Origin of the sequence: Kosakonia oryzae (genome assembly GCF_001658025.2) — a bacterium.
Classification (GTDB): domain Bacteria; phylum Pseudomonadota; class Gammaproteobacteria; order Enterobacterales; family Enterobacteriaceae; genus Kosakonia; species Kosakonia oryzae.
The window spans coordinates 2,974,131-2,987,905 of sequence record NZ_CP014007.2 but is presented as its reverse complement, the minus strand read 5'-3'; the positions used below and the strand labels follow the sequence as shown (position 1 = coordinate 2,987,905).

Below are 13,775 nucleotides of genomic sequence, written 5' to 3'. Positions count from 1 at the left end.
GCCCTTACAAACTAAACATCACATTAGCGATGTTAATGCGGCAATCAATCCTTCGACGCCGCGCTCAAGTTTTATTCGCGGGCAACCGGCATTTAAACGAATAAAACCCTGGCCTTCCGCGCCGTAAACATCGCCGCGCATAATGGCGACTTTTTGCTCCTCGATCAGTGCTTTTTGCAGATCATCATCATTCACCCCCAGGCGACGTAAATCGATCCATGCCAGATAGGTTGATTCCGGGATCTGCCAGTTAAGCGACGGGAACGCCTGATTTAACCGGCTGGCGACATACTCCAGATTGGCGCGCAGATACGTTCGCAGAGCGTCCAGCCAGGGCGCGCCCTGGCGGTAAGCGGCAATATGCGCAACCACCGATAACACTGCCGGTGAAGAGAGACCATTACTGTTTTTCAGCGCCTCCAGCCAGTTCTCACGCGAGGTTGTATCACCAATCATTCCCCATGCGCCGGTCAGCGCCGGGATATTGAAGCTTTTCGACGCCGAGGTAAACAGCGCCCACGGGCCGCGCGCCACGGTATGCCATGGGATATGTGGACGCTGGCTCCAGACCATATCCATATGGATTTCATCGCTGATCACCCTGACGTTATGGCGCTCGCACAGTGCGGCCATGGTTTCCAGTTCTTCCCGTGTCCAGAGCTTGCCGGTTGGATTGTGCGGGCTGCACAGGAGAAGAATTTTGCTTTCCGGACGCCTTAACACCGCTTCCAGACGCGCCATATCGCAGTACCAGCCGGCATCGTTACGCTCCAGAGGGACGGAAAACATCTGGCGCTGATTCCCGGCGATAGCTTTGTAGAACGCATCATAGGCGGGCGTATGTACCACCACACCATCGCCAGGCTGCGACCATTGCCGAATTTGCTCGGCGATCATCCAGATCACCGATGGGCCATAAACAAAGGTTTCCCGATCTGAAGGGCAGTTAAAACGGCTGGCCAGCCAGTGTTCAATCGCACCGAGAAAATCGTCGTTTTTCCAGCGGCTATAGCCCAGCACGCCGTGCGCCAGCCGTTGCTGCATGGCAGTAATAACGCAGGGTGCCGTGGCGAAATCCATATCGGAGATGGTAAAAGGCAGCAAATCGGCGTGGCCGAAACGATCGGCAACATAATCCCACTGCGTACACCAGGTTCCGTGGCGATCGATTGGGGTGGCAAAATCGAAAGAGGTCGTGTCCGTCATTTTATCCTGCCTCCGTCTGGGCTACCGCCTGCGGCGCGCGCATTAACTGCACCATCTCATCTTTCACCGACTGAACCTGCGTACCAATCACCACTTGCAGGTTATGTTGATTAACTTTAATCACGCCAATTGCCCGGTTCGCTTTCAGTGCTGCCTCATCCACGCGCGACATATCCTTCACCACCAGACGTAAACGGGTGATGCAGTTGTCCAGCGAATCGATATTCTCCGCGCCGCCGAGTGCGTTCAGCAGAGCCGGAACATTATAGCCCGATTGCCCTTGCGCACTTGTTGTTGCGCTGGTCTCCTCGCTGGTTGTATCGATATCGCGTCCCGGTGTTTTCAGGTTGAAGCGGGTGATAGCAAAACGGAACAGCGCGTAATACGTCACAAACCATACAGCGGCAACGACCGGCACCAGATACCATTTGGTCGCCATGCCATGCAGAATGCCGAAAACGATAAAGTCGATGATATTGCCGTCCGTATTGCCAATAGTTACGCCAAGCACCGCCATCACGGTAAAACCAAGACCGGTTAACAGGGCATGGAGCACATAGAGCGCCGGGGCGACAAACAGGAACAGGAACTCCAGCGGCTCGGTGGTACCGCCAACCACACAGGCAATCACGCCGGAAATAATTAAGCCTTTAATTTTATGACGATTTTCCGGTCTGGCACAGTGATACATTGCCAGCGCTGCGCCCGGTAAGCCGCCAAGGAAAGCCGGCATTTTACCCTGCGACAGAAAACGCGTCGCGCTCTCGGCAAAACCGTGGGTTTCCGCGCAGCCAAGCTGCGCCTGGAAAATGGTTAACGCGCCGCTGACCGTCTGGCCGCACACATCCATGGTGCCGCCCGCTTCGGTAAAACGAATCAGCGCGACCAGAATGTGTTGCAGGCCGAAAGGGAGCAACAGCCGCTCGCCGGTGCCGAAGATCATCGGGCCGAACTCGCCAGCGCGATCGATAATATACCCAAGGCCGCTAATTCCCAGCGCAAACCACGGCCAGACCAGCGGGATCACCAGGCCAATCATGCCCATCACAAGGCTGGTGACAATCGGTACCGAACGCGTACCGCCGAAGAAGGCCAGCGCATCCGGCAGGCGCAACGTATGAAAGCGCTCATGCAGCCGCCAGATGATCACCCCGGCAATCACCGCGCCGAGAATGCCGGTATCAATGGAGGGAATGCCCAGTACATTTTGCACGTTATGCGCTTTGAGAAGCGCCGCATCGCTGGTGGGCAAAATCCCTTTTGCCGTCAGCCAGAAATTGACCGCCAGGTTCATTACCGCATAACCGACAAAGCCGGAGAAAGCCGCAACGCCTTTATCTTCACGCGCCAGCCCCAGCGGGATGGCGATACAGAACATCACCGGCAGGAAGGTAAAGGCAAATGCGCCGATTTTACTCATCCAGATAAACACTGCCTGTAACAGCGGGTGGCCGAGCCACGGCAGAAGGGTAATCACATCGCGGCTGCTCAGTGAACTGCCGATGCCAAGCATGATCCCGCAAAACGAGAGCAAGGCGACCGGCAACATGAATGTCTTGCCTAATTGCTGAAAAAATTCCCACAACGTTATTTTCTGGGCGGTTTTTACCGTCATCACAAATCCTTAGTTCGCAAAGGCCAAAGCCGAAAGCGCACAGGGTAAAGATTTCTCCGATTTTTGGTGGGAGGTGGCGCACGTAACGCAGATTGCCAGCTTTTTTCAGAATCCATGAATACCGCGCGTTTGAGGCCTGTCGGGTAAGAAAACCATCTATCCTTCACACTATAAGCGAACAACAGCAAGAGGAGCGTCGGATGCGAAGTGACTGGTATAAAAATGCTGTTATCTACCAAATTGATACCCCTTTTTTTCTGGACGGGAACGGCGATGGTTGCGGTGATTTGCAGGGCATTCGCCGCCGCCTGGATTACATTCGCGGCCTCGGCGCGACGGGCGTCTGGTTAACGCCATTTTATCTCACCCCGTTTCTTGATGGCGGTTACGATGTGCAGGATCACCTGCAAATTGACCCGCGTTTTGGCGATATCGCCGATATGGTCTTACTGCTGGAAGAGGCGGAAGAACTGGGGATCCATGTCATCATTGAGCTTGTCTTGCAACATACCTCCGATCAGCATGTCTGGTTTCAGTCGGCCCGGCAGGATAAACACTCCCCGTATCGCGACTACTACATTTGGGCTGATGAACCGCCAGAAGAGGATGATGATCCGATGTTTCCCGGCGTCGAAGAGAGCGTCTGGAGCTGGGATGAGGCTGCGCAGCAGTATTACCGGCACATGTTTTATCGCCACGAGCCCGATTTGAATCTTCAGTGCCCGCAGGTGATTAAAGAGATCGAACGCATTATCGTTTTCTGGCTGCGGCTTGGCGTTTCTGGTTTCCGCCTTGATGCGGCATCGCACATGGTGAAACAGGCCGGTGGCGGCGATGCTGATAAAGGTTACTGGTTGCTGAACCATCTGCGTGATTTTGTCATGTTGCGCAGGCCCGAAACCATTCTGCTGGGGGAAGTGGATGTCGCTGTTGATGAGTATGCCGACTACTTCGGCGACAACGATCGGCTGCATATGCTGCTGAGTTTCAATATCAATAAACACTTCTTCCTGGCGCTCGCCCGGCAGGATGCCACGCCGCTGGCGGATGCGTTACGTGAACTCCCTGCGCCGCCGCTACGCGCCTGTTTCGCCAACTGGCTGCGTAACCATGATGAACTGGATCTCGACGGTTTGAGCGATGAAGAGAAAGAGGAGGTGATGGCGGCATTTGCGCCAGATGAGGAGATGAGAGTTTATCAACGCGGTATCCGGCGGCGGTTGGCGCCGATGCTGCAAGGCGATACAGCGTGGATTGCGATGGCGCATGCGGTGCTCTTTTCGCTTCCCGGCACGCCGGTGATGCGCTATGGCGATGAGATCGGCATGGGGGATGATTTGCGTTTGCCGGAACGCCAGGCTGTCCGTACGCCGATGCAGTGGTCCGGCACGCATGCTGCCGGTTTTTCAACGGCTGATGTCGATCGTTTATTGGTTTCGCCGATCGATAGCGGTCCTTTTCGCTATCAAAAAATCAATGTCGGTGCCGGGCAGTTGCAGGCCAACTCGTTGCTGCGACGCGTCAGCGATATGGCGCGCACCCGGCTGGGGTTAAAGGAGATCGGCTCGGGCAATTATCAGGTGCTGGATACCGGTAATCCCGCTGTACTGGGGTTGTTTTATCAGGTGGATGGGGAGAGCCTGCTGATGCTGGTGAATTTTTGCCGCCAGAGTGTGACGGCAAATCTCCACGCATTCCGCGATGTTGAACTAACAGAATGCCTGGCTGACAGAGCCTATTCAGCAACGGACTGTACGCGTCATCCGCGCGATATTGAACTGGCCGGGTATGGTTACCGCTGGTTCGGCGTGGTGAAAACCAGGGATCTCAGCGACGACGCATAAAACGCCCTAACGCCAGCAGCCCGAGCAGGGTAATGACCACTTTGCCGGGCAGATCGGCGCTGGCGCTCAGCGTATGCGTTTTGGCCTCATCGCTAAAGCGGCCGCGCGCATGGTGCAGGCCATCAACCGGCGCGTCCAGGTAATCGGCGGTTGCCGATAGCGGTTGTTCTTCCGTCTGGCCGCTCCAGGCTTTTTTCGCCAGCAAACGATCAAAAAGGGCGGGGAAAAGCATATTCCCGGCAATGGACTGAATGCTGGAACTGCCCAGCCAGACTTCGCGTACGCGCCGCTGGCTGGCCCGATAGATGGCGCGGGCGGCCATCTCCGGCTGGAAAACGGGTGCCACCGGACGGGCTTTTTTACCCAGTTTATTGCGCGCCCACTCAAACTGCGGTGTATTCATTCCCGGTAATTGCACCATTGTTAGCTGTATGGCGCTGCGCTGGTGGATCAATTCACAGCGTAGCGCATCCGTAAAACCACGAATGGCGGCTTTCGCACCGCAATAAGCCGCCTGTAAGGGAATGGAGCGGTAGGCTAAGGCTGAACCCACCTGAATAATCACACCGCGATCGCGGGCAGCCATCATGCGTAGCGCCTGCCGCGTTCCATATACATAGCCCAAATAGGTGACGTCCGTGACGCGGCGAAACTCCTCGTCACTGGTGTCATTAAACGGTGCCAGCACCGTACACATCGCACAGTTGACCCAGACATCGGGCGTTCCAAGTGCCGCGGCAATGTGCTCGGCGGCGCTCTGTAACTGATGGCTATCGGCAACGTCGGCACTCATGCCGATCGCCCGCGCACCATGGGTTTGCAGCGCAGTAACCGTGGCCTGCAACCCGGCCGGGCTGCGCGCAATCACGCCAACGTCATAACCTCGCAGCGCAAAATATTCCGCCGTGGCGCGCCCCACACCTGCTGTTCCTCCGGTAATCACCACTACTGGCATTTTTTTCTCCCGCTGGTCAAAAACTCTCATTCATTTATAGACGCCGTGGCGCAGAAGCCCTAAGCGAAACGGGTTTCAATTCTGGTGGGGGAAATTTGTACCGGTAAAAAATTGTCGCCAGAGAAATAGATAAAAAATTGTTATGCAATAAGTTGCACAGGCGAAAAAGCGTGACTATTTTTTATTGTCGAATCAGAACCCTCCCGCCATACCGTGGAGGCCGGGCTCTCTTTTTTATTCAGGATTACTATGCAGACGACAACCACAGAAGAGCAACTTAATGCGTATTTCGGAGCAGATGTACGCACTTATGAAGCGGAAAAGGAAATAATCCACGATATCATGCATAACCTGCGGTTAAATAATATAGAGGTCAGTAATAAGCATCTGATTCTGGCGCTCATCGGGCTGCTGGAAACAGAAGATGATGTGGTCAGACAGGATATCTATCGCAATGCATTAGAACTGGTCGTGCAGAAAACGCCCGACGATCTGTGATCAAAAAAAGGTGCGTCCTCGATTCGCCTTCGCCTGCCGCGAAGGCGTTTTTTTGCCTGCAGGATTAATGTCTGGGCAGAGTATTTTCTGATGAAAATCCGCTTATGGAAAACGGGTTGCTGCGGCGCGTAGTGTTCGTGTTGCTCTGGTAGTGGTAGACGGCATGGATGGCCGCCTGAAGCGCGTGGCGTCGTTCATCATCACCCGCTACCTGCAGTTGCTGCTGGAGCTGCTGCACAAGCGCGGCGAAAGAGAGGCGACTCTCTGACTCCAGCAATGCCATCACGGCGTCTTTCAGCACTGTATCGACAAGATCTTCATACGGCTTTTTACGCATTCAGCCTCACAAAATCAGCGGCCTGGCAGGAACCTGAAATATATATCACTGCACTGTATGAGTTGTACACGTTGATGCGGAGAAGTATGTGGCTGTCTGGCAAAAATTAACCCCTCCGCAGAGGGGTTAGGGATTACTGCTGCGGCGCTGCTGGTACTTCCGGCACCGGAGGAACGGCGTCGTCCGGCTGCGCAGGCTGAAGCGACGGCAGACCAAACATACCGACAAACTCGTCGAGCGGCATTTTTTCGCCATTCAGCGTCACCTGACCGTTCGCGTATTGCAGGCTGGTGAGAATATTGTTGTTCTCAAGCGTGGTGATACGGAACATCTGGCCCATCGCCGCCAGCCCTTTAACTTGCTGGTTAGCCAGTTTCGCGGCTTCGTCCTGCTGATAACCTTCCAGTTTCGCGACCTGGGTCATCAGTTCAGTCGCCATGTCCACAGGGATCACCAGTTTGCCATCCAGCGATTTCACCGTGCGATCCACTTCGTCGGCCAGCGTTTGCGGCGCGCCGGTAGCAGTGGAGGGATCTTTCAGGAACAGTGACAGATTGAAGGTGGCTTCGCCTTTGGCATTTTTCCAGCTTAACGGCGCAACGGTAATCACCGGTTCACCTTTCAGCAGCAACGGTACGGCATTGAGGAAGGCTTCCGTCGCTTTTTGCTGGTAGAGTTCCGGGTTTTGCACCACTTCCGGCTGCGCCATCAGCGCGCGCGTCTGCGCATTGTACTGCTCGCTGAACTGATGCCACGCCTGGCCGTCGATCTGGCCCACTTTTAGCGTCAGGTTGCCGCTGCCCAGATCCTGGCCCTGAACTTTCAGGCTGTTAAGGGTGTAATCGAGCTGGCTGTTGATGTTTTTCTTGTCATCCGCCACGTCGGATTTGGCCGTTAAGTTCATGCCTTCCAGCACGGCCAGCTCTTTGTTTTCCACCGAAATAGAGAGCTTATCGAGCGAGAGTTTCTGGCTGCCGGTGCGCTCATCAAAAGCCGCGATTTCGCTTTTGCCGTCGGTTTTCAGTTGGTTAAATGACAGTTGCACGCGCTGGCCGTACTCATTCACCGCATCAACCAGCCCGCTCTGCGCCTCTCCGCTCAGGGAGAGCGCGTTGCCATCTTTATCCGCGCTGAAACGGAACTGGCCGCCGCTGAAGGCGACTTTCTCGCCCTCTTTTTCTGAGCTGAGCGGGAGCAGAGTAATATCGCTGCGCGTATCGCCGCCGTAGCCAATGCGGGTTTCGGCATAAAACGGCGATTCCCCTTTGGCGATGTCGAACAGCGCTTTGGTGACATCGTTATTAACCAGTTGCGTATGTACGGAGGCCATTGCCGGGGCCAGGCTGAACGACTTAAGCTGCGCCAGCGGGAAAGGGCCGTGATCGACGGTTTCTTGCAGAACAATGTTCTGGCCCGGTTTCAGCCAGGTATTGGTGGTGCCATCAACTGGCTTGATATGCAGCGTAAAATGGCTGGAGAAGAGGCCGCGCTGATAATCCTGCGCGGAAAGCTCGACGTTGGCCTCCGGCGCGTTGTGCTTAATCTGCGCATTGGCGTCGTTCACGAGCTCTGCCAGACGGCTTTCAAGCTGTTTTCCCGTATACCAGGCACCGCCGGTCCAGACGACACCCAGTGCAACAATGATCCCTGCGGCAACCAACGTTTTTTTCATAGTGTTTATCCATAAAAAATGAAGCCAGGCGGTGGTGGCCGCCTGGACTGTCGAAATAGGTTACTGCAAGCTTAGCAATCCTTATTAAAAAGTTCAGTAACTTAGTTGAGTTTATTGAACACGCGCGCCACTCTTCCGGTGCCGCGGACGGCGACTGGCGATTCATCAGCAGCAATGAATGCCGACTCGCCGGGTTTCAGTACCAGGCGGTCGCTGCCTTTGCTGAGCACCGCTTCGCCTTCGACGCAAAAGACAATCGCCGCACTCTGCTGCGCCAGCGTGGTTTCAGCGGCAGAGAGATCGTGAAGCGAGAACGCAAAATCATCAACCGGGATCGGGAAATCCAGCTCCGCGCCCTGGCGCACCGGTTCGGTGAGCAGCGTGGCGGCTGGTTTCGGTGTGAATTTGACGTTCGCCACCAGTTCCGGAATATCAATGTATTTCGGCGTTAATCCGGCGCGCAGAACGTTATCAGAGTTCGCCATCACTTCCAGCGCTACGCCTTGCAGATAGGCATGCGGCGTTTCGGCGAACAGAAACATCGCTTCGCCTGGATTCAGTTTCACTACGTTGAGCAGCAGTGGAGAGAAGAGGCCGCTGTCATCGGGGTAGAATTCAGCAATCGTGCGGATCGTCTGCCACGGCTCGCCCTGTTTTTCTTCCAGCACGGATTTCAGCACCGCCAGCGCGCGGGATTTTTCGTCACCCTGCATGTTGAGCAGCGCGGCAAACAGCTCGCTCAATCTCTCCGCGCCTGGCGCCTGCAAGAAGTGGGCGATAGCCGGATGCGCGCCCGCGACGGGTTGCAGCAGCGAGACAATGTCGGAGAACTCGCGGAAGGCATTCATAGCCAGGAACGGCGTCAGGGCGAACACCAGTTCCGGCTTATGGTTCGGATCTTTGTAGTTACGTTCCGCGGCGTCCAGCGGAATGCCTGCGGCGTTCTCTTTGGCAAAGCCGATTTCTGAGTTTTTCTTGTTGGGATGAACCTGAATCGACAGCGGCTGGTCGGCGCACAGCACTTTAAATAAAAATGGCAGTTCACCGAAACGCTCTGCCACCGCCTGGCCGAGCAGGCGGTTTTTGTCCTGCTCGATCACCTCACGCAACGCGCGGGTCTGACCGCTGGCGTCCTGCACTTTTGAGCTGCTCTTCGGGTGTGCGCCCATCCACAACTCTGCCATCGGCAGGTTTTGCGGATTCGCCACGCCGTAGAGATCCGTTAACGCAGTTTTACTTCCCCAGGCGTAGTTCTGCACCGAGTTGATGAGTTTTTGCATTATCAAGCCCTTTCTAAGTAATGAAATTCTGGCGTCATTAAAGCAACAAACCCGGCAGAAGTAACCTGTGGGGATAAAAAGTCGTATTAGTCTCAGTTTTTGTTAAAAAATTGTGTAGGATATGGTAACTCGCTTTAACACAGGCAGAGGGAATGGCTGCCTGAACAATAACCAGATCGTGCCGTAAGTGAGAGAACAATGTCGAATAAACCCTTTTACTATCAGGATCCTTTCCCACTCGGAAAGGACGAAACCGAATACTATCTGCTCAGCCGTGACTATGTTTCTGTTGCCGAGTTTGACGGCCAGCAAATCCTCAAAGTTGACCCGCAGGCGCTGACGTTACTGGCGCAACATGCCTTCCACGATGCCGCATTTTTACTCCGCCCGGCGCACCAGCAGCAAGTTGCCGCTATTCTCGACGATCCCGAAGCCAGCGAAAACGATAAATATGTCGCACTGCAGTTCCTGCGCAACTCTGAGATTGCCTCGCGCGGCGTTTTGCCGACCTGCCAGGATACCGGCACGGCGATTATCATGGGTAAAAAAGGGCAGCGCGTATGGACCGGCGGCGGTGATGAAGCGGCGCTGGCCCGTGGCGTCTATAACACCTTTATCAACGATAACCTGCGCTATTCGCAGAATGCGCCGCTGGATATGTACAAAGAGGTCAACACCGGCACTAACCTGCCGGCGCAGATCGATCTCTACAGCGTGGATGGCGATGAATATAAGTTCCTGTGTATTGCCAAGGGCGGCGGTTCGGCCAATAAAACCTATCTCTACCAGGAAACCAAAGCGCTGATCACCCCGGCGAAGCTGAAAAATTACCTTGTTGAGAAGATGCGCACTCTGGGGACGGCTGCATGTCCGCCTTATCACATTGCGTTCGTGATCGGCGGTACATCGGCGGAAGCGACGCTGAAAACGGTCAAACTGGCGTCAACCAAATATTACGACGCGCTGCCGACGGAAGGTAATGAGCACGGCCAGGCATTCCGCGATGTGCAACTGGAGCAGGAACTGCTGGTGGAAGCGCAGAATCTCGGTCTGGGCGCGCAGTTTGGCGGCAAATACTTTGCCCATGATATTCGCGTGATCCGTCTGCCGCGCCACGGCGCATCCTGTCCGGTGGGGATGGGCGTTTCCTGTTCGGCCGATCGTAACATCAAAGGCAAGATCAACCGTGACGGGATCTGGCTGGAGCGGCTGGAGCAGAATCCTGGCAAATACATTCCCGAAGCGCTGCGCCAGGCGGGCGAAGGCGAGGCGGTGAAAGTGGATCTCAACCGTCCGATGAAAGAGATCCTGGCGCAGTTGTCGCAGTATCCGGTCTCCACGCGCCTGTCGCTCAGCGGTACGATCATTGTCGCGCGCGATATTGCGCATGCGAAACTGAAAGAGCTGATGGACAGCGGCGAGCATCTGCCGGAGTACGTGAAAAATCACCCGATTTATTACGCTGGTCCGGCGAAAACGCCGGAAGGTTACGCCTCGGGTTCCCTCGGCCCAACCACCGCAGGGCGGATGGATTCCTACGTCGATCAGTTGCAGTCACAGGGCGGCAGCATGATCATGCTGGCGAAAGGCAACCGCAGCCAGCAGGTGACGGATGCCTGCCATAAACATGGCGGTTTTTACCTTGGCAGCATTGGCGGCCCGGCGGCTATTCTCGCGCAGAACAGCATCAAGCATCTGGAGTGCGTGGCTTATCCGGAGCTGGGAATGGAAGCCATCTGGAAGATTGAAGTGGAGGATTTCCCGGCCTTTATCCTTGTCGATGACAAAGGTAACGACTTCTTCCAGCAGATCCAGTCCGGCCAGTGTGCCCGCTGTGTGAAATAATTCAGACCGCCCCGAGGGGCGGTTTTTTGTTTCCATGATGATCCGGCAGACCGGTTTCAGCACAAAGCAGTAAACAACATCATAAATAGCATCAATACTTTTACTTGTTTGCAGGTGAGCAATGTCAGCACTCAACACCACTTTGTAGCCAAGGAGAAAGTAATGACAACGCATCGCAGTGAGAAAGATTCGATGGGCGCCATCGATGTTCCGGCCGATAAACTGTGGGGAGCGCAAACCCAGCGGTCGCTGGAGCATTTCCGCATTTCCACCGAGAAGATGCCGGTCTCGCTGATCCACGCGCTGGCGCTGACCAAGCGTGCAGCGGCGAAGGTGAACCAGGATCTGGGGCTGTTGCCTGAAGAGAAGGCCCGCGCGATTATCGCGGCGGCAGATGAAGTATTGGCGGGGAAACATCCCGATGAGTTTCCGCTCGCCATCTGGCAGACTGGCTCCGGCACGCAGAGCAATATGAACATGAACGAGGTGCTGGCGAATCGCGGCAGCGAGATCCTCGGCGGCGTGCGCGGTATGGATCGCAAAATTCATCCCAACGACGACGTCAACAAAAGCCAGAGCTCCAATGACGTTTTTCCTACCGCAATGCATGTTGCGGCGGTGATTGGCGTGCGCGAACATCTGCTGCCGCAATTGCAGGTGCTGAAAAACACGCTTGCGGAGAAATCCCGCGCTTTCGCTGATATCGTGAAAATCGGCCGCACTCATTTACAGGATGCCACGCCGCTGACGCTTGGCCAGGAGATCTCCGGTTGGGTTGCGATGCTGGAACACAACCTGAAGCATATCGAATTAAGTTTGCCGCACTTAAGCGAGCTGGCGCTGGGCGGCACTGCGGTAGGCACGGGGCTGAATACGCACCCGGAATATGCAGAGCGAGTGGCGAAAGAGCTGGCGAGTTTCACGCAACAACCGTTTGTCACCGCGCCCAATAAATTTGAGGCGCTGGCCACCTGTGATGCGCTGGTGCAGGCTCACGGCGCGTTAAAAGGGCTGGCGGCATCGCTGATGAAAATCGCTAACGATGTGCGCTGGCTGGCTTCCGGTCCGCGCTGCGGCATCGGCGAAATCGCCATTCCGGAAAACGAACCCGGTAGCTCGATCATGCCGGGCAAAGTTAACCCGACGCAGTGCGAAGCGATGACCATGTTGTGCAGCCAGGTGCTGGGCAATGATGTGGCGATCAACATTGGCGGCGCATCCGGCAACTTCGAGCTGAATGTGTTCCGCCCGCTGATTATCCATAATTTCCTGCAATCGGTGCGTTTGCTGGCGGACGGAATGGAGAGCTTCAACGCGCATTGTGCGGTGGGTATTGAGCCCAATCGTGCGCGTATCGATCAGTTGCTCAATGAGTCGTTAATGCTGGTGACGGCGCTGAATACGCATATCGGTTACGACAAAGCGGCAGAAATTGCCAAAAAGGCCCATAAAGAGGGGCTGACACTGAAAGCCTCGGCGCTGGCGCTCGGCTATCTGACCGAGGCCGAGTTTGACAGTTGGGTACGCCCGGAGTCGATGGTCGGCAGCATGAAACAGGATTAACCCGCCAGATAGAGGTGCAGCCGTGGGATCAACAGCGTCAGCGGCTGCGCCTGCGGTTTGAAACGGTGCTGTATATTGTCGGCGTTGTAATCCAGCAGTTCGCCAATATCCGGCACCATCCCGCCATTTTCCTCTGAAACCAGCACAATCATCGGTGTCGGGCAGGCGTACTGCACCTGCTTTTGCGAACCGGAATACCAGATGCGCGCAATCGGCTGTACCTTCACCGGACGTTTAATTTTCAGCCGCGCCTGTTTGGGCAGTGCGGCAATATCGTTGTACTCCTGTTCGACTTTCGCCAGCCACTGCTCCCGCGTGAAGGCGGAAACAGCGCGCGGCGATTTCAGGCTTTTCTCCAGTTGTGCCAGCACCTCATCGCGGGTGAGGTTTTTGATGATGTGCTTATTGGCCCAGCCGAAACGGATGGTAGCGGGAGAATGAATCAGCGTCAGCGTGCGGTAGGCATTGAGGGTGATCAGACCCGGTAAATGACGATGTACCCACTCAAAACGGGCAGCGGGCACCAGCCCGGATTCCACGGCGACAATCTGTTCGAAGGTCTGTTTCAGCGAATTGATCGCGCTGATGCGCTGTTCCAGCGCCTGACGCGTCGCCTCGTTGGTTTGATAACACAGTACGCCCGGCAGCCGCACTGCGGCTTTGCTGCTGCGGTTTTCCGACTGCTGCTGAATAAACAGATGCGTGTAGTGGTTGAGCGCCAGCTCTGCCGCGCGACGGCCAATATGTTGTTTGACGTGAATAGTTGACAGGGGATCGTGCTCCGCGCCTTTGGCAATTTCCGGCAAAGTGAAGACGCGCCCGGCCATCAGACGGCACTCCGCCAGCGCTGCTTTCAATGCGCCGAGTTCATGTTCAAGCTGACGAAAAGTGGTGTTCAGACGTTCGATAAGATCCAGCGCCGCCATTTTGGTCTCTCCATTAGTTACAACATACTTTTGA

11 protein-coding genes are annotated in these 13,775 nt (G+C 55.5%); 4 read left to right on the top strand and 7 right to left on the bottom strand.

The features are described 5' to 3' along the window. Window positions 1-18 precede the first annotated feature (18 nt). Together AWR26_RS14160 and malX are read right to left on the bottom strand one after the other, a co-directional pair. Window positions 19-1,206 (bottom strand): MalY/PatB family protein, encoded by a 1,188-nt coding sequence (locus AWR26_RS14160; RefSeq protein WP_064566795.1) that lies wholly within the window; start codon window positions 1,204-1,206, stop codon window positions 19-21. Window position 1,207: 1 nt separating this feature from the next. Then, window positions 1,208-2,821, bottom strand: coding sequence for a maltose/glucose-specific PTS transporter subunit IIBC (malX, locus tag AWR26_RS14155; protein WP_064566793.1), 1,614 nt, complete (start codon window positions 2,819-2,821; stop codon window positions 1,208-1,210). Window positions 2,822-3,021: 200 nt separating this feature from the next. On the opposite strand from malX, the gene AWR26_RS14150 reads away from it, so the two are divergent. Further along, a complete protein-coding gene (locus AWR26_RS14150; protein WP_064566791.1) occupies window positions 3,022-4,665 on the top strand; it encodes an alpha-amylase family protein in 1,644 nt (547 codons plus the stop codon). On the opposite strand, the gene AWR26_RS14145 is transcribed toward AWR26_RS14150, so the two are convergent. After that, window positions 4,649-5,620, bottom strand: coding sequence for an SDR family oxidoreductase (locus AWR26_RS14145; protein WP_064566789.1), 972 nt, complete (start codon window positions 5,618-5,620; stop codon window positions 4,649-4,651). The two genes, AWR26_RS14150 and AWR26_RS14145, sit on opposite strands and share 17 nt — an antisense overlap. A gap of 249 nt (window positions 5,621-5,869) precedes the next feature. Here AWR26_RS14145 and AWR26_RS14140 point away from each other — a divergent pair, with 249 nt between their 5' ends. Then, window positions 5,870-6,118: a biofilm development regulator YmgB/AriR family protein gene (locus AWR26_RS14140; RefSeq protein WP_064566787.1), complete on the top strand. Its 249-nt coding sequence runs from the start codon at window positions 5,870-5,872 to the stop codon at window positions 6,116-6,118. A 64-nt stretch (window positions 6,119-6,182) separates the two neighbouring features. On the opposite strand, the gene AWR26_RS14135 is transcribed toward AWR26_RS14140, so the two are convergent. The 3 genes from AWR26_RS14135 to manA all read right to left on the bottom strand — a co-directional run bounded on the left by AWR26_RS14135 (window position 6,183) and on the right by manA (window position 9,407). Then, a complete protein-coding gene (locus tag AWR26_RS14135; protein WP_064566786.1) occupies window positions 6,183-6,455 on the bottom strand; it encodes a hypothetical protein in 273 nt (90 codons plus the stop codon). Between the two features lie 133 nt (window positions 6,456-6,588). After that, window positions 6,589-8,127: a YdgA family protein gene (locus AWR26_RS14130; protein WP_064566784.1), complete on the bottom strand. Its 1,539-nt coding sequence runs from the start codon at window positions 8,125-8,127 to the stop codon at window positions 6,589-6,591. A 101-nt stretch (window positions 8,128-8,228) separates the two neighbouring features. Continuing rightward, window positions 8,229-9,407: a mannose-6-phosphate isomerase gene (gene manA / locus AWR26_RS14125; protein WP_064566782.1), complete on the bottom strand. Its 1,179-nt coding sequence runs from the start codon at window positions 9,405-9,407 to the stop codon at window positions 8,229-8,231. A gap of 198 nt (window positions 9,408-9,605) precedes the next feature. On the opposite strand from manA, the gene fumA reads away from it, so the two are divergent. Then, entirely contained in the window at window positions 9,606-11,252 is a 1,647-nt protein-coding gene (gene fumA / locus AWR26_RS14120; protein ID WP_064566780.1) for a class I fumarate hydratase FumA, read from the top strand. 162 nt (window positions 11,253-11,414) lie between these two features. After that, window positions 11,415-12,815, top strand: coding sequence for a class II fumarate hydratase (fumC, locus tag AWR26_RS14115; protein WP_064566778.1), 1,401 nt, complete (start codon window positions 11,415-11,417; stop codon window positions 12,813-12,815). Here fumC and tus read toward each other — a convergent pair. Further along, a complete protein-coding gene (gene tus / locus AWR26_RS14110) occupies window positions 12,812-13,741 on the bottom strand; it encodes a DNA replication terminus site-binding protein (RefSeq protein ID WP_064566776.1) in 930 nt (309 codons plus the stop codon). The two genes, fumC and tus, sit on opposite strands and share 4 nt — an antisense overlap. Window positions 13,742-13,775: the final 34 nt, after the last annotated feature.